Raw genomic sequence first — 23,282 nt, 5'->3', positions numbered from 1 at the left:
GCTGCGTTGCCCGTCAGCCGGCCTGCGGCAGCGTCAGCCGCATGACCGTGCCCTGCGGGCTCGTGTAGAGCAGGTCGGCCGCGCCGCCATGCAGGTCCATGACGCGACGCACGATGTACAGGCCCAGCCCGTGGGCCGGCTCGGCGCCGCCGCCGCGCGCGCCGCGCGTGAACAGCCGCGGCAGCAGCTCGCGCGGAATGCCGGGGCCGGTGTCGACGACCTCGAACTGCAACGCCGCCGGTTCGTCGAAGTCCATCACGTGCAGCGTCACCGGGCTGACGCCGGGCGCGTACTTCAACGCGTTGGACAGCAGGTTGCGCAGCGCCAGCCGCATCAGGCTCATGTCCATCAGCGCCGTGCGCGTGGCCGTGTGGCGGTTGATGACGATGCGATCGCGCTGGTCGCGCGGAAGGTCGGCGATCGTGACGGCGATCAGCGTGTCGATGTCGGTGTCCTGCCGCCCGATGCGGCCGCCCCCGGCCAGCAGGCTGGCCGCGGCCAGCGTGTTGTCAACGCCTGCCAGCACCTGCCCCAGCACCGCCTGCGCCCGCATCAGCCGGTCGTGCGCCTGCCGCTCGCCGCGCCCGTCGAGCGCGGCCGTCGCACTCTGCAGCGCGGCGCTGGCGTTGTTCAGCGGCTGGCGCACCTCGTGCGCCAGCACATCCAGCATCTCCGAACGCTCGCGCAGCAGCTGGTCCAGCTCCTGCACATGCCGCTCGGTCTGACGCCGGATGCGCTGCTCCTGCGCCAGCTCGGCGCGGCGCTTGAGGTCTTCGGTGATGTCGTGCACCAGCGCCTGCGCACGCAGCGGCCGGCCCTGGCTGTCGTATTCGGCGACGGCGGACACGAGCACGTCGCGCAGCCGCCCATCGCCGCAGATGAGCTGCAGCGGGCAATCGTCCACATGGCCGTCGCGCCACATCGCCGGCAGATGCACGTCGCGCACGAGGCGACGCGACTCGGGTGGCAGGAAGTCATCCAGCAGCCGCCCGATGACCTGCTCGCGGCGGTAGCCCAGCCGCTCCAGCCAGCGATCGGACACGCTGAGCATGCGGCCGCCGGCATCGATGGAATGCATCATGGCCGGCGTCGATTCATACAAGGCGCGCAGCCGCTGCCTGTTGCGCTCCAGCTCTTCGGCAGCGCGGTGGTGCTCCGTGACGTCCTGAAAAGCCCCGACGACGCGAACCGGCACGCCGTCCTGCCAGTCCACCTGCCCCTGCGCCAGCACCCACACCTGGCGGCCGCGCGCCGTGATGAGCGGCAGCTCCAGGCTCCAGGGGTCGCCATGGTGCATGCCGCGCTGCAGCGCGGTCTGCATCGCCGCGCGCGCTTCCGGGTCGGGGAAGAAGGCCAGCGCCTCCTCCAGTGTGGGTTTGTGCCCCGGCTCGAGGTCGTGGATGCGGCAGGTCTGGTCGCTCCAGATGAGCTCCAGCGTCTGCAGGTCCAGGCTCCAGCCGCCGACGCCGGCCACGCGGCCGGTGCGGTCCAGCAGGGCCTTGCTGTCGCGCAGCTCGCGCTCGGTGCTCAGGCGCTCGGTCGTGTCTTCGGTGATGCCGATGTAGCCCACCAACTCGCCCGTCGGCGCCAGCAGCGGCCGCGCCCGCGACCACACATGGCGCACGGCGCCACCGGGCTGCCGCACGCGGTAGCGCATCTCGAAGGGTTCGCGCCGCGCGACGCAACGCTGCCAGCGCTCCAGCACCGTGCCGCCCTCCTCCGGCATCAGCGCGGTGCCCCAGCCTTCGCCGAGGGCTTCCCGGGCGCCGAGGCCGCAGATGCGCTGCCAGGCCCGGTTGGTGTAGATGTACTGCCCCACCGCATCGGTGCGGAAGATGCCCAGCGGCGCGGTCTCGGCCAGCACGCGCAAGGCCTGGGCGTGCGTGGCGGCGTCGGCGCGCGCCAGCGCCCGCTCCCGCAACATCAGCCCCTCGGCCGCGGCGCCGGCCAGGCGGGCCAGCGCCTCGCGCTGCGCGTCGGTCAGCTCGCGTGGGTGGAAGTCCAGCACGCACAGCGTGCCGGGAAGGCTGCCGTCGTCGAGCCGGATGGGCACGCCCGCATAGAAGCGCAGCGCCGGCTGCGCGAGCACGTCGGGATGGTGGGCGAAACGGCTGTCCTCGCTGGCGTCCTTCACCTCGAAGAGCCCGTCCGCCTGCAGCGTGTGGGCGCAGAAGGTCAGCGCCCGCGGCGTCTCGCTGCGGTCGATGCCGAACGCCGCCTTGAACCACTGCCGGCGCTCGTCCAGCAGGCCCAGCAGCGCCACGGGCGTGCCGCAGATCTGCGCGGCCAGCGCCGTGAGGTGGTCGAACAGCGGCTCCGGCGCCGTGTCCATGACCTCCAGCGCCGCCAGGCGGGTCAGGCGGTCGTCCTCTTCAGAAAACAGGCGAGACGTCGGCATGGTGAGGAGTGTCGCGGCGATGCGCGTCAGCGGGTGGCGCGGCCCAGGTGTTGCAGCCAGAAGGCTTCGTACTTGCGGTGCCAGCCGGCCGGCTTGACCACGCCGCCCATCGCGTGCACGCCGTCCGGGTCGAGGAACAGTTCGACGAGCGATTCCTTGCCCGAGTCCAGCAGCTCGCGGTAGACGTTCACCGTGTCCTGGTACAGCACGTTGGGGTCCTGCATGCCATGCACCAGCATCAGCGGGTGCTTGAGGCCCTTGGCCAGCGGCAGCAGCGAGTATTTGCGCAGCACGGGCTTGGTGCGGTCGGTGGCCTTGCCGATGGTGCGGCCGCTGTACCAGCTGTTGTAGTTCTCCCATTCCGTCGGGCCCGCCCCGGCGATGCCGGCGGCGAACACGTCGGGCCGCGTGTACATCGTGTACTGCGTCTGGAAGCCGCCGAAGCTCCAGCCGTTCAGGCCGATGCGGCTGGCGTCCACGCCGTATTGCGCCGGCAGCAGCCTGGCCAGGTCTTCCAGGTCCTCGGCCTGAGGCTCGCCCGCGCGTTCCCAGTTGGCATCGCCGAACTTGCGGCCGTAGTTGCTGTGGCCGCGCGGGTCGACGGCGACGGTCACGTAGCCATGCTTGGCGGCCATGTACTGGCCGAACAGGTAGGCGGTGTTCTGGAAGCTGTCGACCTCCACGATGTGGCGGTCGTTCAGCGGGCCGCCGTACACGTAGACGATCGCCGGGCGCTTGTCGCTCGCCTGCCAGCCGGCGGGCTTGAAGACATAGGCCTCGATGCGGTCGCCATGGCGGTTGGTGTAGTGGAAGCGCTCGGGCTGCAGCAGCGGCAGGCCGGCCAGCGCCTTGTCGGAGCTGTCGGTCAGCGTGCGCGCTTCAGCCTTGGCCTTGCCGTCTGCGGCCAGCAGCTTGAGCTCCGGGCGACGCGCCCAGTTGCCGGCGTTCGCGGCCACCCAGCGGCCATCCTCCGACACGGTGGCGCTGCGGTGATATTCGCCCGCCGCACCCACGGCCTGCGTGGCGCCCGAAGCCATGTCGACGCGCAGCACGTTCATCGCCGCGGAGTCGCCCTGGTTGGCCAGCACGAACAGCGACTTGCTGTCGGCCGTGAAACCCACCACCTGGTGGGCCTCGAACTCACCCTTGAGCAGCGGCCGCAGCGCGCGCGTGGCCACGTCGATGGCGTAGGGCTGGCGCCAGCCGGTCTCGTCCAGCGTCAGCACCAGCGTCTTGCCGTCGGGCGTGAAGCGGGGCTTGAGCACGTTGACGACCTCGTGGCCGACATCGCCGCGGCGCTCCAGGATCATCTCGGGCTTGGCCGCTTCGCCGCAGGCGGCCAGCTGGGCGCAAGCGGTCGTGCCCAGGTAGACGCGCAGCAACTCCTTGTCGCGCTCCCAGGTCGTGAAGGCGTAGTGACTGCCATCCTTGGCCCAGGCCACGTCGCTCATCTCGAACCACACGTCGCCGCCACCGTTGACGAACACCGGCGCGGGCTGCTTGCGCGGCGTCTCGGCGCCCACCGGCACCGCGCGGATGTAGAGCGCCAGCGGCCGCTCGGTGCGCTTGTCGTCGGACACCTCACGGTTGACCTTCTTGGCCGTGGCCCAGCGCTCGCTGTAGTTCATGATCTCGACCTGCCGGCCGGGGGCGGCGGGCTTGTCGTCGGCGCCCTTCAGCGGGGCCTTGGCCACCAGCGCCATCCAGCGGCCATCCTCGCTGATCGTCGTCTCGGCGATGCGGTACTTCTTCTGCTCGTCGTCCGGGTGGATCAGCTCGCGGTTGACGACCTGCACGCCGGCCTGCCGGAAGTTCAGGCGCAGCACGCGGGTCTCGTCCATGAAGACGAAGCCGCTGTCGTCGGCCGTGTAGGCCACCGTGCGCAGCTCACGCTGCGTCGCGACCAGCGGCGTCGGCGCCCGGTCGCCCACCACCCAGCGGTACAGGCCGCCGCGGTACTGGAAGACCAGCTCGTCGGCCTTGTGCGCCCAGACGAACTGGGCCGGGCCGGGGTAGAGGTCGCCGGGCTTGAGCTTGTCGCGCGCGAGCTTCTTCTTCAGCTCGTCACGCAGCTCCCAGAGCTCCTTGTCCTTGTCATCCTTCTTGCCTTCCTTGCGGTCGGCGGCAGAGGCCGCAGACGCCGGTGCCGCTGCCGGCTCGGGCTTGCCGGCACGGCGCGCTTCCAGCGCCGCCATGGCCTGCTTCTCCGCATCGGCCTCGGCCTTGTCGGCCGCCTTCTGCGCGTCGTCCTTGGCCTTTTTCTCGGCCAGTTCCTTCTTCAGCACCTCGATCTGGGCCGACTCCCACTGCGACAGGTCGACCTTCTCGCCCCGCAGATAGGCCTGCTGCGCGACTTCGCGGGCCTGACGCTCGGCGTACTCGTCCTGGCGCTGCTTGAGCTTCTTCTCGAAGCGCGCCATGTCTTCCGGCGCCTCGAAGGCCGCCATGATCTGCGGCGACGTGACCCGCGTGGTCTTGCCGGTCTTGGTGTCGTGCACCCACAGGTCGGTGCCAGGCTCGCCGAACGGGCTCCACAGATAGGCCAGGTAGCGGCCGCTGTGGCTGAAGTCGGCATCCTTCGCGTTGTCGCCACGGTAGGGCTCGGCGCGGAAGATCTGTTCGAGGGAAGGAACGGTGGCGGCTGAGCTGGTGGCAGTCTGTGCCTGCAGCGGTACGGCTGCGCACAAGGCCAGCGTAAGGGCCAGGCTGCTCGCGGCAGCGAAGGTCACGGGCTTCAAGGGATCTCCTGAATGGGGCCCCAGGGTACGGGGCACCACATTCTAGGGATGGCGCCCGGCGCGGGCCGATGGTCACAGGGCCCTGCGCCGGCACTCACACGGGCCCGGGGCCCAACGGCACTTCGCGCGTCTTCCACATCGACACCACCACCCCGCCGGCGATCAGCCCGAAGGTGACGCCCAGCGACACCACCGCCGGCACCTTGCCGATGAAGCCGACGAGGAAGATCTTGCTGCCGATGAACACCAGCACCAGAGCCAGCGCGTACTTCAGGTACTTGAAGCGGTGGATCATCGCGGCCAGCGCAAAGTACAGCGCGCGCAGGCCCAGGATGGCAAAGATGTTGCTCGTGTAGACGATGAAGGGATCGGTCGTGATCGCGAAGATGGCCGGCACCGAGTCCACCGCGAAGATCAGGTCCACGAACTCCACCAGCATCAGCGCCAGCAGCAACGGCGTCGCGAAGCGCTCGACGCGGCCGGTCCTGGGGTCGGGCTCCTTCACCCAGAACGCGCTGCCGCGCAGGCCTTGCGTCACGCGCATGTGCCGCTTCAGCCACTTCAGCAGCGGGTTGTTGGCGATGTCGGGCTGGTGGTCCACCATGAACCACATCTTGATGCCCGTGATCACGAGGAAGGCGCCGAACAGGTAGAGCACCCAGCTGAACTGGCTCACCAGCGTCGCGCCCAAGCCGATCATCAGCCCACGCAGCACGATGACGCCCAGGATCCCCCAGAACAGCACGCGGTGCTGGTACTGCCGCGGGACGGCGAAGAAGCTGAAGATCAGCGCGATGACGAAGACGTTGTCCATCGACAGCGACTTCTCGATCATGAAGCCGGTGTAGTAGTCCATGCCGCTCTGAGCGCCCAGATACCACCACACCCAGGCGCCGAAGGCCACCGCCACGCTGATGTAGCCGGCCGACAGCAGCAGGCTCTCGCGCACGCCGATCTCGTGCTGGTCACGGTGCAGCACGCCCAGGTCGAATGCCAGCAGCGTCACGACGACCGCCAGGAAGACCAGCCAGATCCACACCGCCTTGCCGAGGAAGTCGGCCTGCAGCACGCTCAGAAGCATGTCCATCATGGGCTCCCGTCAGAGAAGAAAAGCCAGGGCGGCACCGGCGGCAGACACACCGCCGCTGACGCCCAGCAGCGTCACGTCACGCCGCTCGTTGCCAATGCGCCGGGCCTGCCACGCGGCGGCGAACAACACGACCGCCAGCACGACGCCGACAAGAACCAGGGGTTCCATGTGAGCACCTCGTCAGATGGAATCAGGACGACGGCAACAGACCGCGCGGCGCTGACGGGCGCTGGCTCCGCTGCCAGTGCCGCAGGCCGGCATGCGCCGCCGCGCCGGTCAACAGCAACACCACGGCGCCGAGCGCCCAGACCACCCAGGCCAGCACGGCGATGCCGCCTGCCAGTGCCGGCAACTGGCCGGCCACCGCCTGCAGCACAGGCTGTGCGGCTTCGAGGGCCTGCGTCATCGACTCCGAGACCGCCTGCGGCAGCCAGCTCGTCCAGGCCTCCGGCAGGGCCAGCTCCTTGACCGGCAACTGCCCGGCGCCGCCCAGCAACACGGCGAGCAGGGCATGGCCCAGCCACAGCACGCCGGACCACATCACCAGCAACACCCCCACGATCGACCACAACAGCGACACCATCACGCACCTCCGTCATCCAGCGACGCAGGGCAGTGTCGTCAGCCGGGCACCGACGACGAAGACCGGTTTATCGAGAGCCCGCTTCCGAAAACCCGAAGTTGCCCGACGCCTATCGCACGGGCGTGCGACAGCGCACTGTTCGGCGTTCGGCTGTTCCAAGTCTCCCCTTCTAAACCGCCGAGCATCGCAGGGCACCAAGGCGCGCGCCGGGGCGCGCCTCGACATCTGACTCCGCGCTACTGTTTGAGCAGAGCGTAGCGGCGCGAGTTTTGCGCGGGCCTTGGTGACCGAGAAGCGCAGGGAACCCGGCCCTGTCGGGCGGCTTTGCAGGGGCGGCTTCTTTGCCTACTTTCTTGTCCGCTGTTCAGACCGGACAAGAAAACCGAAGGTTTCGGCGAAGCCAAAGTAGGTCGCCCGCCGGGACCAAATCCCGGCATGGGCCTCACACGTCAAGCCGTCCGTGCCAGCACCGGCTTCAACGCCACACCCGTGTGGCTCCCGCTCGCGACGACCGCTTCCGGCGTGCCTTCGATGACGACACGCCCGCCGGCATCCCCGCCCTCCGGCCCCAGGTCCAGCACCCAGTCCGCCTCGGCAATGACATCGAGGTCATGCTCGATGACGACCACCGAATGCCCGCCCGCCACGAGGCGATGCAGCACGCGGATCAGCTTCTCGACGTCGGCCATGTGCAGGCCCACGGTGGGTTCGTCCAGCACGTAGAGCGTGTGCGGCGCCTTCTGGCCGCGGCGGGTCACGTCGTCGCGCACCTTGACCAGCTCGCTGACCAGCTTGATGCGCTGCGCCTCGCCGCCCGACAGCGTCGGTGACGGCTGGCCCAGCGTCAGATAGCCCAGGCCCACGTCCTTCAGCAGCTGCAGCGGGTGGGCGATGGACGGCATCGACGCGAAGAACTCCACCGCCTCGTCTACCTCCATCTGCAGCACGTCGCCGATGCTCTTGCCGCGCCAGCTGACACCCAGCGTCTCGGGGTTGAAGCGCTGGCCATGGCATTGGTCGCAAGGCACCTTCACGTCCGGCAGGAAGCTCATCTCGATGGTCTTCATGCCCTGCCCCTCGCAGCCAGGGCAGCGGCCCTCGCCGGTGTTGAAGCTGAAGCGGCCGGGGGCGTAGCCGCGCGCCTTGGCCTCCAGCGTCTCGGCGAAGAGCTTGCGGATGGCGTCCCAGAAGCCGATGTAGGTGGCCGGGCAGGAGCGCGGTGTCTTGCCGATGGGCGTCTGGTCGACTTCCAGCACGCGGTCCACCTGCTCGTGGCCCGTGATGCCGTCACAGCCGGCCCAACGGGCGGGCGCCTTGCGCAGCGGCACCGCCACGGCCATGTTGGCCAGCAGCACGTCGCGCGCCAGCGTGGACTTGCCGGAGCCCGACACGCCGGTGATGCCCACCAGGCGCTGCAAGGGCACGTCCACCGTCACGCCCTTGAGGTTGTGCAGCGCGGCGTTGAGCACGGTCAGCCGCGGGGTGTCGGCGTCGACCGCGCGGCGCGCCTGCAGCGGGTGGATCAGCGGCCGGGCCAGCATGCGGCCGGTCGTCGAGTCCTCGACCGCCGCCAGTTCCGCCGCCGTACCCTGGGCCACGACGCGGCCACCGCGCTTGCCGGCACCGGGGCCGATGTCGATGATGTGGTCGGCCCGGCGGATGGTGTCCTCGTCGTGCTCCACGACGACCAGCGTGTTGCCCTTGTCGCCCAGCGTGGACAGCGCCTTCAGCAGGATCTGGTTGTCGCGCGGGTGCAGGCCGATGGTGGGCTCGTCCAGCACGTAGCAGACGCCTTGCAGGTTGCTGCCCAGCTGCGCGGCCAGGCGGATGCGCTGCGCCTCGCCGCCGGACAGCGTCGGGGCGGCGCGGTCCAGCGTCAGGTAGCCCAGGCCCACTTCTTCCAGGAACTCCAGCCGGCCGAGGATCTCGCTGACGACGTCGCGCGCGATGTCGGCATCGCGGCCTTCGAGGTGCAGGCCCTGCACCCACTCGCGCGCCTGGCCCACGCTCCACGACGCGACATCGCCGATGCCCTGGTTCTCGAACTCCACGGAGCGCGCCGTCGGGTTCAGCCGCGTGCCGTGGCAGTCGGCGCACGGCGCGTCGGTCAGGCCCTCGACCTCGGCCTCCTCCGACGGGAAGCTCTGCTCGCGGCCACGGTTGTCGTCGCCCTGCACGCTGTCGTCCAGCGCCTTGCGCTGCTCGCGCGTGAGCGAGAGGCCCGTGCCCACGCAGCTGGTGCACCAGCCATGCTTGGAGTTGTAGGAGAACAGCCGCGGGTCCAGCTCGGGGTAGCTGGTGCCGCAGACCGGGCAGGCGCGCTTGGTGGAAAACACCTTGACCGTGCCCACGCCCGCGCCGGTGCCGCCGCCTTCCAGGCTCAGGCCGTCCAGCGGCGCCAGCACATGCAGCACGCCCTTGCCGGCGTCCAGCGCCTTGGCCAGCAGCTCACGCAGCTCCGCCTCACGCTCCGCCGTGACAACCAGGTCGCCCACCGGCAGCTCCAGCGTGTGCTCCTTGAAGCGGTCCAGCCGCGGCCAGGGCGAGGTGGGGAGGAACTCGCCATCCACGCGCAGGTGGGTGTGGCCGCGGCCCTTGGCCCATTTGGCCAGGTCGGTGTAGACGCCCTTGCGGTTGACCACCAGCGGCGCGAGCAGGCCGATGTGCTGGCCCTTGTAGTCGCGCATCAGCTGCGCGGCGATGCTCTCCACGCTTTGCGGGCGCACCGGCGCGCCGTCGTGCACGCAGTGCTGCACACCCAGCTTCACGTACAGCAGGCGCAGGAAGTGCCAGACCTCGGTGGTGGTGGCCACCGTGCTCTTGCGGCCGCCACGCGACAGCCGCTGCTCGATGGCGACCGTCGGCGGAATGCCCCACACCGCGTCCACCTCGGGCCGGCCAGCCGGCTGCACGATGGAGCGCGCGTAGGCGTTCAGCGATTCGAGGTAGCGCCGCTGGCCCTCGTTGAACAGGATGTCGAAGGCCAGCGTGCTCTTGCCGGAGCCCGACACGCCGGTCACGACGTTGAACTTGCCGCGCGGGATCTCGACGTTGACGCCCTTGAGGTTGTGCTCGCGCGCGTTGACGATCTTGATCGCCTCGTCCGCCTGGCGGCGCGCCTGGATGAGCTGCTGCAGCGGCCGCCCCTCTTCCACCGCGACGGCCGGGCGATCCATGTGCAGCGCGTAGTCGCGCAGTGCTGCAGCGGTGTGCGAGGTCGGGTGCTCGGCCACGGCTTCCGGCGTGCCGACGCAGACGATCTCGCCGCCCGCGTCGCCGCCCTCCGGGCCGAGGTCGATGAGCCAGTCGGCCGCGCGGATGACGTCGAGGTTGTGCTCGATGAGGATCAGCGAATGCCCGGCCGTCAGCAGTTTGCGCATCGCCCGCATCAGCTTGGCGATGTCGTCGAAATGCAGGCCGGTGGTCGGCTCGTCGAACAGGAACAGCGTGCCCTTCTTGGCGACGCCGAAGCGCGGGTTGCTGGCCGCCTCGGCAAGGAAGCCGGCGAGCTTCAGGCGCTGCGCCTCACCGCCCGACAGCGTGGGCACCGGCTGGCCCAGGCGCACATACTCCAGGCCCACGTCGACGATGGGCTGCAGCTTCTGCACGACGGCGCGGTGCTCGCCGAACAGGTGCACGGCCTCGGCCACCGTCAGCTCCAGCACGTCGGACACGCTGAGGTCCCGGTCCTTCAGCGCGAGCTTCACGTCCAGCATCTCGGCGCGGAAGCGCTTGCCGTCGCAGTCCGGGCAGCGCAGGTAGACGTCGCTGAGGAACTGCATCTCCACATGCTCGAAGCCCGAGCCACCGCAGGTCGGGCAGCGGCCGTCGCCGGCGTTGAAGCTGAACATGCCGGCGCTGTAGCTGCGCTCGACGGCCAGCGGCGCGACGGCGAAAAGCTTGCGGATCTCGTCGAACGCGCCCACGTAGCTGGCCGGGTTGGAGCGCGCCGTCTTGCCGATGGGCGACTGGTCCACGAACACGGCATCGGCCAGGTGGTCGGCCCCCAGCAGCTGCTCGTGCGCGCCGGGCGACTCGGTGGCCTTGCCGAACTGGCGGGCCAGCGCGGGGTAGAGCACGTCCTGCATCAGCGTGCTCTTGCCGGAGCCGGACACGCCGGTCACCACCACCAGCCGCTGCAGCGGGAACTCGACGGACACCTGCTTCAGGTTGTGCTCGCGCACGCCTTCGAGGATGAGCCTGGGCGTGCCGGCTTCCACCAGCCGCTTCAGCCCCATGCCGACGTGCTTGCGCGCACCGAGGTAGGCGCCGGTCAGCGTGTCGGCCGCGCGGATCTGCTCGGGCGTGCCGTCGAACACGATCTGCCCGCCGCGCTCGCCGGGGCCGGGGCCCATGTCGATGAGCCGGTCGGCCGCCAGCATGACCGCCGGGTCGTGCTCGACGACCACCAGCGTGTTGCCGGCGTCGCGCAGCCGCAGCATGGCCTGGTTGATGCGGCCCATGTCGCGCGGGTGAAGGCCGATGCTCGGCTCGTCCAGCACGAACAGCGTGTTCACGAGCGAGGTGCCCAGCGCCGTCGTCAGGTTGATGCGCTGCACCTCGCCGCCCGACAGCGTGCGGCTCTGCCGGTCCAGCGTCAGATAGCCCAGGCCCACGTCGCACAGGTAGCGGCTGCGGTGGCGGATCTCGTCCAGCAGCAGCTTCAGCGCTTCGTCCAGCATCGAACTCGGCAATTGCAGGCCATCGACGAAATCGCGCAGCTTTGCGATGGGCAGCTGCATCAGGTCATGCAGGCTCAGCCCCGGCAGCGCCTCCAGCTGCTCACGCGACCAGTCCACGCCGACGGGCAGGAAGCGCTGCGCGGGCGGCAGCGCCGCGTCGGCCAGCGCCTTGGCGCCGACACGCCACAGCAGCGCCTCGGTCTTCAGCCGTGCGCCCCGGCAGCTGGGGCACTCGGTGTAGCTGCGGTATTTGGACAAGAGCACGCGGATGTGCATCTTGTAGGCCTTGCTCTCCAGGTAGTCGAAGAAGCGCTTGACCCCGTACCACTGCTTGTTCCAGTTGCCGTTCCAGTTGGGCGTGCCGTCGATGACCCAGTCACGCTGCGCGGCACTCAGCTCCTTCCACGGCGTGTCGCGCGGGATGCCGGCCTCGCCGGCGTACTTCAGCAAGTCGTCCTGGCAATCCTGCCAGGCCGGCGTCTGCATCGGCTTGATGGCGCCGTTGCGCAGCGTCTTGCGCTCGTCGGGGATGACCAGCCCCAGGTCCACGCCGATGACCCGGCCGAAGCCCCGGCAGGTCTCGCAGGCGCCGAACGCCGAGTTGAACGAGAACAGCGCGGGCTGCGGGTCGGCATAGCGGATGTCGCTCTCGGGGCAGTGCAGCCCCGTGGAGAACCGCCACAGGGTCGCGCCCTCGTCACCCACATAGACCCCGAGTCGACCCGAACCTCGCTTGAGGGACAGCTCGATCGCCTCCATCGCCCGCTGCTTGTCGGCGCCGAGGATGCGGAAGCGATCGGCCACGACATCGAGCACCTTCTTGCCCTCCACCTCGCGCTCGGCCTGCACGCGCGTGAAGCCGCTGGCCGACAGCCACTGCGCCACCTGCTCAGCGCTGGTGCCGGCCGGCAGCTCGACCGGGAAGGTCAGCACCAGCCGCGGGTCGTCCTGCGCGGCGGCGCGCGCCATCAGCTCGGCATAGATGCTCTGCGCCGTGTCGTGCCGCACCGGCAGCGCCGTGCGCCGGTCATGCAGCTCGGCCGCACGGGCGTACAGCAGCTTCAGGTGGTCGTTGAGCTCCGTCATCGTGCCCACCGTGGAGCGGCTGGTGCGCACCGGGTTGGTCTGGTCGATGGCGATGGCGGGCGGCACGCCGTCCACCTTGTCCACGGCCGGCCGGTCCATGCGGTCCAGGAACTGGCGCGCGTAGGCGGAGAACGTCTCCACGTAGCGCCGCTGGCCTTCGGCGTAGAGGGTGTCGAACACCAGGCTCGACTTGCCCGACCCGCTCGGGCCGGTCACGACCGTCAGCTCCGCCGTGCGCAGGTCGAGGTCCAGGTTCTTGAGGTTGTGCTGGCGGGCGCCTCGGATGCGGATCAGTCCGTCGGACATGGTGGGGGTCAAAACAACGAAGGCGAGCAGTGTAGGGACGCGGGTGACAAGAATCTGTCAGCACGACGGCCTTCGCCCCGTGGTCAGCATGCCTACGCCACCGACCAAGCGACCTGGCAATCTTGACAGCACGGGTTGCGTGGCGACGGCGCCTGCGGCAACAATGCCCCACCCCTTACCGGGGGTCATAACAACAAATGCAACGAGGACATGGGATGGACTACACAAGGCTGCTTGCTCAAGTGCCCACGCTTCCTGTTTTTCTGAGCACCGCCCATGGCGGCGCGGGAGCTGGCGAGCCGCAGCCCGGCACGATCGAGATGACTCCCGGCCAACACCGCCTGCCCCAGGTGCTTCTCGTCGAAGACAACCACATCAACCAGGTCGTCGCGCTGGAATTTCTCGCGCTGATGGGCGTCGAGGCGCGCCTGGCCAAGAACGGGCACGAGGCGCTGGCGGCCTGCAAGGAAGCCGCACCCGACCTGGTGCTGATGGACATCCAGATGCCCGGCATGGACGGCCTGGAATGCGCCCGCCAGCTGCGTGCCCAGCAACGCGGCGGCCAACTGCCCTCTTTTCCCATCCTCGCCCTGACCGCCCATGCACTGGACGCCGACGTGGCTGCCAGCATGGAAGCCGGCATGGACGAGCACCTGACCAAGCCGCTGGACTTCGTCGCGCTGCGCACGCGGCTGCAACGCTGGCTGAAGCTGCCGGATCCCAGCTGACCCCCCGCTCGCCGCGCACCGGCGAACCCTGTGGGGCCTCACCCCCGATTGCCATGAACCTCTACGCTGCCCTGCGCGCCGGCTTTCCCGCCGACCTGGACACCCTCGCCATCGATTCGGACGGCGCCCTCTACAGCTGGCGTGACCTGATCCGCGGCAGCGCCATGCTGGCCAACTGGCTGCAAAAGCTGGATCTGCCCGCCGGCAGCCGCGTGGCCGTGCACGCCGACAAGAGCGTCGAGGGGCTCATCCTCTACCTGGCGGTGCTGCGCGCCGGCTTCGTCTACCTGCCGCTGAACCCGGCCTACCAGGCCAGCGAACTCACGCATTTCATCGCCGATGCCGCGCCGGCCGTGGTCGTGTGCGCCGGGCGCAACTTCGGCTGGGTCAGCAAGCTGGCCTTCCAGCAGGGCGTGCGCTGGGTGTTCACACTCAACGACGACCGCACCGGCACGCTGCTGGATCGCGCCGCGCAGATGAGCGACGAGCAAGAGCCCGTGCCGCGCGCGCCGGGCGACCTCGCCGCCATCCTCTACACCAGCGGCACCACGGGGCGCAGCAAGGGCGCCATGTTGAGCCACGGCAACCTGCTGTCCAACGCCGAGACACTGAAGCACTACTGGGCATGGCGGCCGGACGACGTGCTGCTGCACGCGCTGCCCATCTTCCATGTGCACGGCCTCTTCGTCGCCGCGCACGGTGCGCTGCTCAACGGCAGCCGCATGCTGTGGTTCAACCGTTTCGACGCCACGGCCGTGGCCGCGCGCCTGCGCGAAGCCACCGTCTTCATGGGCGTGCCGACCCTCTATGTGCGGCTGCTGCAGGAGCCGGCTCTGGCCACGGCCCACATGCGTCTCTTCATCAGCGGCTCGGCGCCGCTGCTGCTCGACACCTGGCGCGAGTGGCAGGCCCGCACGGGCCACCTGATCCTGGAGCGCTACGGCATGAGCGAGACGCTGATGCTGACCTCCAACCCCTGCCGGCCCGAGGACGGCGAGCGCGTCGGCGGCACGGTGGGCAGGCCGCTGCCCGGCGTGGGCCTGCGCGTGCGGCGCGATGACGGCGAGCCCTGTGCCACCGACGAGATCGGCCACGTGCAGGTGCGCGGCCCCAGCGTGTTCTGCGGCTACTGGCAGATGCCCGAGAAGACAGCCGAGGAGTTCACCGCCGACGGCTGGTTCAAGACCGGCGACGTCGGCCGGGTCGACGCCAACGGCTATCTGACGCTGATCGGCCGCAGCAAAGACCTCATCATCAGCGGCGGCTTCAACGTCTACCCGGCCGAGGTGGAGGGTTTCCTGAACGAGCTGCCCGGCGTCGGCGAATCCGCCGTCATCGGCGTACCGCACGCGGACTTCGGCGAAGCGGTGGTGGCCGTCATCACGCCGGCCGGCCAGCCAGACCCCGAGGCACTGATCCGCGCGCTGAAGGAGCGCATCGCCGGCTTCAAGGTGCCCAAGCGGGTCTTCATCGTGGACGAGCTGCCGAGGAATGCGATGGGGAAGGTGCAGAAGAAGCTGTTGAGGGAGCAGTACGCGGGCTTGTTTGCGTAAGGGCACGCGGTCTGCATAACTCCACGGTTGATCACGTCGTGCACCGTTTGGGGTTCGCGCTGCCCAGCTCAACCTACTGATCTCTTGGCAGGGCAGGCGCGTGCGCGGTGCATTGCCGGGAGCCCCGCCGGGCGGCGGGGTAGCTTTCTTCTGCGGGGCCGGAAGAAAGTCACCAAAGAAGAGGCCCTGAACCGCCCACCATCGCGGCGACGCCTTCAGCGGCGCGCGAAAACATCCAGCAGCGTTGTGCAGCGAAGCGAACCGCTGCGCTCTCGCGTCTGACTTGTCACGAGCGCGCCTCATCGCCGCACCTGCCCGTCCGACGCGCGGCTGCACGCAGGGCTCACCAAAACAGCCCAATGCGGCGCCGGCGTGCAGCCGCGCGTTCGGCGGGGTGCTGGTCCGAGCTGTCTTGGCCTGAACAAGTGGTGGGCGAGAGCGCAGCGGCTCGCGTCGGCGTGCGGCCCAGTTCGGGCAACGCGAGCGCGTCATCCCGCTGGCGTGCGGATTGCATTGAGCGCTCCTCTTTTGGTGACTTTTCTCTGGCGCGTCAGAGAAAAGTTACCCGCCCGCGGGGGCGGACTCCCGGCAACTCGGCATCGGGTCAAAAGGCGCTTCGCAAAAGCAATCCAACACAGGCCACGCACTCAACAGCCCACGCCCGCCTTCACCTCGCCCAGGGCCAGCTGCAGCACGCGCGCATCGCTGCTGGCCCGGTGGCGCTGGAGCTGCTGGCGGGCGCGCACGGCCTCGGTGACCGATTTCCAGCGCTGGGCCTCGCCCTCCGTGAGCAGGCGGCGCAGATCGTCCAGCTTGAAGCCCGGGCGCATCGCCACCGCGTCGTACAACCGGCTGATCCAGCTGTAGTCATGGCCCCAGCCGTCGCAGAACACCGTCTGGCCGCGCAGCCGGGTGTTGAGCTGCTCGGCCATCCAGCGCGCCGGCTTGCCGTGCCTGCGCAGCAACTCGCGGTGGATGCCGTGCAGCGCCTCGGCGCGTTCGTCCCAATGCAGCCAGTCGGGCTCGGGCCGGATGAGCGCGCAGAAAAGCGCGCCGTCGCCGGCGCTGTAGCCAATTTCGATGGGATAGCTGCCCCGCCCGAAGCCCGAGGCTTCGACGTCCAGGATGGTGGGCAACTCGTCCATCGGCCCGAGTGTGTCAGGCCGGCGGCGGGAAGTCACACCGGGTTGTCGATGACCATGTCCCGCTCGAACAGCTGCAGCGCCGCGCGGCCGACCTGGCGCGTGTCCCACCACGCATAGGCCCCCACGCCCGCCGCGCCGACCAGCGGCACCCAGCGCGACAGCACGCGCCCGGCCGCCTGCTTGCCGACATGCACGCCCACCGCCGCAGCGACGCGCTGCAGCAACGCCTGGGCCGCCGGGCGCACGATGATGCGCTCGCCGACCCGCACCGACAGATCCCGCAAGGCCTGTGCGGCCGTGTGGCGGAACAGGCACCACATCATCTGCGCCGGCCCCAGCTCGGCGCTGCGGCCATAGAGGGCGGCGATGTCGGCCACGAGCTGGCGCTGGATGTGCCAGACGGCCATCATCTCCGGGGCAATGGTGGCCCAGCCCAGCGGGCCGGCAGGCAGCGCCAGCGTGCCGGCGGCGAGCGCCGCCTTGGTGGCGGCAGCCTCGATGGCGCGCGAGGCGTCGTCCTGCGGGCGCGGGCTCACGGTGCAGCCAGGCTCGGGTGGCTGCGCCACCAGCTGCAGCATCTGTTGACCCAGGTGATCAGTCATGTCCGTACTTCGCATCGACCTCGTACGCCGGCATCCTCCCACAGCCAGACGCCTTGCGCATCGCGCGGTTAGCGGCTAGCGTCCTGTCTGCCAACACAGCGCCTCGACGACGCGGCACACAGCCATGGCGTCACGCCCGTGGCATCACAGGGAGACTCAACGTGCATGTGCTCACCAACCTGCGCATCGGTCAACGCCTCGGGCTGGCATTTGCCATCACCATCGCGTTCAGCATCCTGATTGCCGTCTACGCGCGCTTCGAGATGATCAACATCAACGCGGAACTGGACCTGATGGTCGACGACCGCATGGTGAAGGTCGAGCAGTTGCATCTGATCAAGGACAACGTCAGCAGCACCGCCCGCGCCGTGCGCAACATTGCGATGCTGACCGATCCCGACGCCATCAAGAAGGAGATCGACAGCATCGCGGCCAACCGCAAAAGCACGGTCGATCTGTTCGACAAGCTGAAGGCAAGCATCACCTCCGAGCGAGGCATCAAGCTGCTGACGGCAGCGTCCGACAGCCGGGCCCCCTACAGCGCCTCCACGCAGCGCGTCATCGACCTGGCCAAGCGCGACCAGCGCGATGCGGCCCGCGACCTGCTGCTCAGCGAGACACAAGCGGCGCAGCAGCAGTACTTTTCCGCACTGGAAGCACTCGTCGAATTTCAGAAGGAGCTCATGCATGCGGCCGCAGAAAAGGCTGGCCGCTCGGTGGACTCCGCTTCCCTGAACCTGTTGATCGCCGCCATCATGGCGGCGCTGGCCGGCGCGGCGCTGGCGGTGCTGATCGCGCGCTCCGTCGTGAGCCCGATCCGCCAGGCCGTGGAAGCCGCGGAAACCGTCGCAGCGGGCGACCTGCGCCTGCAACTCGCAACCGACCGCCGGGACGAAGCCGGCCAATTGCTGGCCGCGCTGCAGCGCATGAACGATGCCCTGGTCAGCGTGGTCGCCACGGTGCGCGGCAACGCGGAGAGCGTGGCCACCGCCAGCGGCCAGATCGCTCAGGGCAATGCCGACCTCAGCCAGCGCACCGAAGAGCAGGCCAGCAGCCTGCAGCAGACCGCCGCGTCGATGGAAGAACTGAGCGCGACGGTCAACCACAACACCGACACGGCCCGCCAGGCCAACCAGCTCGCCGACAACGCCGCCCGCGTCGCCGCGAGCGGCGGGCAGGTCATGGGCCAGGTCGTCGACACCATGGAGCAGATCACGCAGAGCTCGCGCAAGATCGCCGACATCATCGGCACCATCGACGGCATCGCCTTCCAGACCAACATCCTGGCGCTGAACGCCGCCGTCGAGGCCGCGCGGGCCGGCGAGCAGGGGCGCGGCTTTGCTGTCGTGGCCGGCGAGGTGCGCCTGCTGGCGCAGCGCTCCGCCGAGGCCGCGCGCGAGATCAAGGCGCTGATCGGCGCCAGCGTGGAGCGCGTCGAGAACGGCAACACGCTGGTCGGCGAGGCCGGTCGCACGATGAACGATGTGGTGGGCCAGGTGCGGCGGGTGGCTGACCTCATCAGCGAGATCAGCACCGCCAGCGGCGAGCAGGCCAAGGGCATCAGCCAGATCGGCGAGGCCGTCAGCCAGCTCGACCAGGTCACGCAGCAGAACGCCGCCCTGGTGGAGGAAAGCGCCGCTGCGGCCGAGAGCCTGCGCGTGCAGGCCGACCAGCTGGCCACGACGGTCGCCGCCTTCAAGCTCGACCATGCCAGCCCGGCCGCCGCGCCGCGTGCGCCGGCTCCTCGCCCCGCACGCACGGCACGCCCACCGCAGCCACGCCCGGCGCCTGCAGCCAGCGCCACCAGCCAGCCTCGCCCGGCGCCGGCACCGCAGGCCCGGCCCGCCGCGCCGCCAGCCGGCGACGACGACTGGGCCAGCTTTTGACACTCCCCGGCCGCCGACCCGATCGGCGAACATCAGGCTCCACTGCACCGGAGCCCTAGCATGCACCCCGTTTCCTGGCGCGGCATCTTCCCTGCCGTCACCACCAAGTTCCATGCCGATGAGAGCCTGGACTTCGCCGGCACCGCCCGGCACATCGACTTCCAGATCCGCAACGGCATCCACGGCGTGGTGTGCTGCGGCTCGCTGGGCGAAGCCAGCACGCTGACGCTGGACGAGAAGCTGGCCGTGACGCGCTGCGCGCTGGACGCCGCCGGCGGCCGCGTGCCGGTGCTGGCCACGGTGTCCGAGCCCAGCACGCGCGAGGCCCTGCGCTTCATCGAAGGCGCCAACGCGCTGGGCGTGGCCGGCTACATGGTCATGCCGTCCCTCATCTACGTGGCCGACGCACGCGAAGCCATGGCCAATGTGCGCGCCTACGCCGGCGCCGCGCAGCGCCCGCTGATGGTCTACAACAACCCGGTGGCCTACCGCGTGGACCTCAAGCCCGAGCACTTCGCCGAACTGGCCGACTGCGAGCACATCGCCGCCATCAAGGAGAGCAGCGGCGACGTGACCCGCATCACCGACCTGCGCAACCTGCTGGGCGACCGCTACCGGCTGTTCATGGGCGTGGACGACCTGGGTTTCGAGGGCCTGGCGCTGGGCTGCTGGCCGGCGTGGGCTGCGCCTTCCCGCGCGAAACGGTGGCCATGTTCGAGCTGATGCAGGCCGGCCGCTGGGACGAGGCCCGCGCGCTGCACCGCTGGCTGACTCCGCTGCTGCACCTGGACGTGTCGACCAAGCTGGTGCAGAACCTCAAGCTCATCGATGCGCTGGTGGGCGTGGGCAGCGAGCACATGCGCCGACCGCGGCTGCCGCTGGTGGGCGCGGAGCGGCAGCGCGTGGAAGCGCTCGTCGCGCGGGCGCTGGAGACCCGGCCTGCCGCCTGGCAGTCCCAGCCATGAACCGCATCCACGTCATCGACTCGCACACCGGCGGCGAGCCCACCCGCGTCGTCCTCGACGGCTTCCCGGACCTCGGCACCGGCCCCATGGACGAGCGGCTGGCGCTGCTGCGCGACACGCACGACCGCTACCGCCGCGCCACGCTGCTGGAGCCACGCGGCAGCGAGGTGCTCGTGGGCGCCCTGCTCTGCGCGCCGCAACACCCGGCGCACGCCGCCGGTGTCATCTTCTTCAACAACACCGGCTATCTCGGCATGTGCGGCCACGGCACCATCGGCCTGGTCGCCACGCTGGCCCACCTGGGGCGGCTGCAGCCGGGCAAACATGTCATCGAGACGCCGGTGGGCGACGTGACCGCCACGCTGCACGACGACGGCCGGGTCAGCGTGCGCAACGTGGCCGCCTACCGGCTGGCAACCGACGTGGCCGTCACGCTGCCGACGGGCCAGGTCGTCACCGGCGACATCGCCTGGGGCGGCAACTGGTTTTTCCTGTGCGCCGACCACGGGCAGGACATCGCACCCGGCAACGTCCACGCGCTGACCGAGTACGCCGCGATGGTGGGGGACGCGCTGCGGGCCCAGGGCTGGCGCGGCGCGGGAGGCGCCGTCATCGACCACATCGAGCTGTTCGCCGACGCCGACCCGGCGCTGGCCGACAGCCGCAGCTTCGTGCTGTGCCCCGGCCGCCAGTACGACCGCTCGCCCTGCGGCACCGGCACCAGTGCCAAGCTGGCCTGCCTGGCGGCGGCCGGCCAGCTGCAACCCGGCCAGGTGTGGCGCCAGGCCAGCGTCATCGGCAGCGTGTTCGAGGGCTGGTACGAGCTCGGCAGCAACGCCATCGTGCCCACGATCCGTGGTCAGGCCTTCATCAGCGCGGAGGCGGTCCTGCTGATCCGGCCAGACGACCCCTTTGGCTGGGGCTTGCCAAGCGGCTGATCACGCGGCGGTGATGCCGCCCGGCGGCAGCCGGTGGCCTTGATGCCGGCAGGTGCCAACGGCGGGGCCCACGGGGGACTCGGCCCCACCATGGCCACCGCCATCGCGCCCGCCGGACAAGGGCGGCCACAGGCCGGTCGATCCTGCGAACTCGGCGACGCCTGCGACTGCGCGAGCGCCGAGTTCGCGGGCGGGGCTCAGGCCGGCTTCCAGAAGATGTAGTCGGCCTGGTACTTGACCACTTCCTTGCGGCCCGCACCGGCGGCATCGCACGGCAGGGCCGGCGCCACACCGCCCACGGTAGCCACACGCTGCACGAAGCTCACGCCAGTCATCGCGCCGCTGCCGGTGGCCGGATTGGCCTTGACCAACTGCAACGGAATGCTGCCCGCCTTGGCTGGCGATACCGCGACCTGTGTGCCGGTGATGCGCGAGCCGTCGGCCGACGCCCAGGTGGCCGGCGGGCCGTAGTAGGTGCCGAGCTTCTTGCCGTCGCGGCCATTCAGGTCGGCTCGCGGGCCGACGAACGCCCACTCGAACGCTGCCGAATCGTTCGCCTTCGCCCGACATTCATACGTGATCTCACCCACACCCACGGTCTCCAGCACGACCCGGTGGCCGGCCGGCACCTTCACCGTGTCTGGCAAGCCGTCCTGGCTGAACGCGGGGGCGGGCGCCTTGCTGGCACAAGCGCCCAGCAGCGTGGCAGCGGCAACGCCGAGCAGGCACGTCGCGGTGGAAAGAATCTTCTGCATCAGAGGTCTCCAGTTGACATGGGACAGGAGCCTCGGCACCGCCGCTGCTCCACCTTGCGCAAGCCGCCAGCAGCGAACTCGCATGCACGAGGATGCAAAACCAGACTGATTATTGAGCCGGCGCCGCAAAACGTGCATCGGCCCGCGCGGTGCATCGGCCCGCACTCGATGCGCGGGTGACGCCCCATCCCGCCCATGGCGCGCGGCAGACAACCCCGTGGGCACCCAAGGTCGCCGCCGTCACACCGCGCTGCGGCGCGCCTGCCGTGCTTCGCGCAGCGCATGGCCTCAAGTGGGTTGCGCAGCCGGGACAATCGCCGCCCCATGAACCAAGCCCAACCACGACTCGCCGGCATCCCCGAGGGATCCGCCGTCCTCTTCCTCATCCAGATCTTTGCGACGCTCGGCTTCGCGGTGCTGCAGTCCACGCTGGTGCTGTACGCCACGCACCGCATGGGCTTCAACAACGAACAGGCCGCGCTGATGATGGGGCTGTTCGGCGCCTTCAACTACGGGCTGCACCTGTTCGGCGGCTACCTGGGCGGGCGTTTCTTGAGCAACCGCAATCTCTTCGTCGGCGGCATGCTGCTGCAGGTGCTGGGCTGCGGCGCCATTGCCGGCGGCTCGCTGGCCGGGCTGTACTGGGGCCTGTCGCTGTTTCTGACCGGCAGCGGCCTCAACGTCACCTGCATCAACATGATGCTGACGCAGCGCTTCGCGCCCGAGGACGCACGCCGCGAGGGTGCTTTCCTGTGGAACTACGCCGGCATGAACCTGGGCTTCTTCGTCGGGTTCACGGTGGCCGGCCACTACCAGCTCGAAGAGCTCTACAGCACGATCTTCTGGTTCGCCACGCTGGGCAATGCGGGCGCGATCGTGCTGGCGCTGATCTTCTGGCGCACGCTGGCCGACCGGGACACGCCGCTCTCGCAACGGCGCGGCACGGCGTTTTGGGCGCGCTTCGCGGCCGGCATCGCCGTGCTGGCCGGCCTGGTGCCGTTGCTGGCCTGGCTGCTGCAGCACCCGGGCGACACGGCCATCGGCATGAAGGGGCTGTGCGCGCTGGTGGGCGTGGCGCTGGTGGTCATGACCGCCCGCCACCAGGTGGCGCACGAGAAGCGCCGCATGCAGGCCTATCTGGTGCTGACGCTGGGCTCGCTGGTGTTCTGGTCGCTCTACCAGATGGCGCCCAACGGGCTGCAGATGTACGCCGTGGGCAACGTCTGGATGAGCGTCTGGGGCATGCCCGTCGCGCCGCAGTGGGTGCAGAACATCAACACGGTCTGCATCGTCATCGGCGGGCCGTGGCTGGCGGCGGTGTTCGCGCGCTGGCGCGCCAAGGGCTGGCCGGTGGACATCCCCGCGCAGTTCTCGGCCTCGCTGGTGCTGATGGGCCTGGGCTTCCTGGCGCTGCCGCTGGGCATCCTGCTCGCCGACCCGACCACCGGCCGCGCCGATTTCGTCTGGCTGTTCGTCAGCTACGTGCTGCAGAGCGTAGGCGAACTGCTGATCTCGCCGGTGGGCTACGCCATGATCGGCCGGCTGGCCCCGCGCCAGTACCAGGGCGTGATGATGGGCAGCTGGATGCTGGTCACCGGCCTGGCCTCGTTGTTTGCAGGCGACTTCTCCGGCATGGTGGCGCAGCCGGTGGACGGCTCGCCGCTGACGACCAACCCGCAGTACGCCACGCTGTTCACGCAGTTGGCCGTGGGCAGCCTGGCCACGGGCGCCGCGCTGTTTGCGCTGCGCCGCTGGCTGCTGGGCCTCATCGAGCCGCGCCAGGCCTGATCCTCCGTAAAACGCCGCTCGCCCAAGCGCGCTGCCGCG

14 protein-coding genes and 1 pseudogene are annotated in these 23,282 nt (G+C 69.8%); 6 read left to right on the top strand and 9 right to left on the bottom strand.

The window, feature by feature from the left end; genetic code table 11:
* Positions 1-13: 13 nt before the first annotated feature.
* From ACG00X_RS07225 to uvrA, 6 genes are all read right to left on the bottom strand, one after another.
* Positions 14-2,398 carry a sensor histidine kinase gene (locus ACG00X_RS07225; protein WP_394487385.1) on the bottom strand — a complete coding sequence of 795 codons (2,385 nt, stop codon included), beginning with the start codon at positions 2,396-2,398 and terminating at the stop codon, positions 14-16.
* A 26-nt stretch (positions 2,399-2,424) separates the two neighbouring features.
* Positions 2,425-5,127 (bottom strand): S9 family peptidase, encoded by a 2,703-nt coding sequence (locus ACG00X_RS07220; protein WP_394487438.1) that lies wholly within the window; start codon positions 5,125-5,127, stop codon positions 2,425-2,427.
* A 103-nt stretch (positions 5,128-5,230) separates the two neighbouring features.
* A complete protein-coding gene (locus ACG00X_RS07215; RefSeq protein WP_394487384.1) occupies positions 5,231-6,223 on the bottom strand; it encodes a TerC family protein in 993 nt (330 codons plus the stop codon).
* A 12-nt stretch (positions 6,224-6,235) separates the two neighbouring features.
* On the bottom strand, positions 6,236-6,394 hold the full coding sequence (locus tag ACG00X_RS07210; protein WP_394487383.1) for a hypothetical protein: 159 nt from the start codon (positions 6,392-6,394) through the stop codon (positions 6,236-6,238).
* 22 nt (positions 6,395-6,416) lie between these two features.
* Positions 6,417-6,809, bottom strand: a complete 393-nt coding sequence (locus tag ACG00X_RS07205; protein ID WP_394487382.1) for a hypothetical protein — start codon at positions 6,807-6,809, stop codon at positions 6,417-6,419.
* Positions 6,810-7,258: 449 nt separating this feature from the next.
* A complete protein-coding gene (uvrA, locus tag ACG00X_RS07200; protein WP_394487381.1) occupies positions 7,259-12,883 on the bottom strand; it encodes an excinuclease ABC subunit UvrA in 5,625 nt (1,874 codons plus the stop codon).
* A 242-nt stretch (positions 12,884-13,125) separates the two neighbouring features.
* Between uvrA and ACG00X_RS07195 the strand changes: the two genes are divergently transcribed.
* Positions 13,126-13,611, top strand: a complete 486-nt coding sequence (locus ACG00X_RS07195) for a response regulator (RefSeq protein ID WP_394487380.1) — start codon at positions 13,126-13,128, stop codon at positions 13,609-13,611.
* Between the two features lie 53 nt (positions 13,612-13,664).
* On the top strand, positions 13,665-15,164 hold the full coding sequence (locus ACG00X_RS07190) for a malonate--CoA ligase (RefSeq protein WP_394487379.1): 1,500 nt from the start codon (positions 13,665-13,667) through the stop codon (positions 15,162-15,164).
* Between the two features lie 647 nt (positions 15,165-15,811).
* On the opposite strand, the gene ACG00X_RS07185 is transcribed toward ACG00X_RS07190, so the two are convergent.
* A complete protein-coding gene (locus ACG00X_RS07185; RefSeq protein WP_394487377.1) occupies positions 15,812-16,309 on the bottom strand; it encodes a hypothetical protein in 498 nt (165 codons plus the stop codon).
* A gap of 32 nt (positions 16,310-16,341) precedes the next feature.
* Positions 16,342-16,911, bottom strand: coding sequence for a hypothetical protein (locus tag ACG00X_RS07180; protein WP_394487376.1), 570 nt, complete (start codon positions 16,909-16,911; stop codon positions 16,342-16,344).
* Between the two features lie 161 nt (positions 16,912-17,072).
* Between ACG00X_RS07180 and ACG00X_RS07175 the strand changes: the two genes are divergently transcribed.
* The 3 genes and pseudogenes from ACG00X_RS07175 to ACG00X_RS07165 all read left to right on the top strand — a co-directional run bounded on the left by ACG00X_RS07175 (position 17,073) and on the right by ACG00X_RS07165 (position 20,700).
* Entirely contained in the window at positions 17,073-18,797 is a 1,725-nt protein-coding gene (locus tag ACG00X_RS07175) for a methyl-accepting chemotaxis protein (protein WP_394487375.1), read from the top strand.
* Between the two features lie 60 nt (positions 18,798-18,857).
* Positions 18,858-19,762 (top strand): annotated as a pseudogene (locus ACG00X_RS07170) (dihydrodipicolinate synthase family protein).
* Positions 19,759-20,700 (top strand): 4-hydroxyproline epimerase, encoded by a 942-nt coding sequence (locus ACG00X_RS07165; RefSeq protein WP_394487374.1) that lies wholly within the window; start codon positions 19,759-19,761, stop codon positions 20,698-20,700. The pseudogene ACG00X_RS07170 and the gene ACG00X_RS07165 overlap by 4 nt, the downstream one beginning before the upstream one ends.
* A 197-nt stretch (positions 20,701-20,897) precedes the next feature.
* Here the strand turns inward: ACG00X_RS07165 and ACG00X_RS07160 are convergent, their stop codons facing one another.
* Positions 20,898-21,455 (bottom strand): DUF3455 domain-containing protein, encoded by a 558-nt coding sequence (locus tag ACG00X_RS07160; protein WP_394487373.1) that lies wholly within the window; start codon positions 21,453-21,455, stop codon positions 20,898-20,900.
* Between the two features lie 324 nt (positions 21,456-21,779).
* On the opposite strand from ACG00X_RS07160, the gene ACG00X_RS07155 reads away from it, so the two are divergent.
* Positions 21,780-23,243 (top strand): peptide MFS transporter, encoded by a 1,464-nt coding sequence (locus tag ACG00X_RS07155; protein WP_394487372.1) that lies wholly within the window; start codon positions 21,780-21,782, stop codon positions 23,241-23,243.
* The last annotated feature ends 39 nt before the right edge of the window (positions 23,244-23,282 follow it).

This window comes from Pelomonas nitida, assembly GCF_043555975.1.
Taxonomy (GTDB): domain Bacteria; phylum Pseudomonadota; class Gammaproteobacteria; order Burkholderiales; family Burkholderiaceae_C; genus Pelomonas; species Pelomonas nitida.
This window is presented reverse-complemented; position numbering and strand designations above follow the sequence as displayed.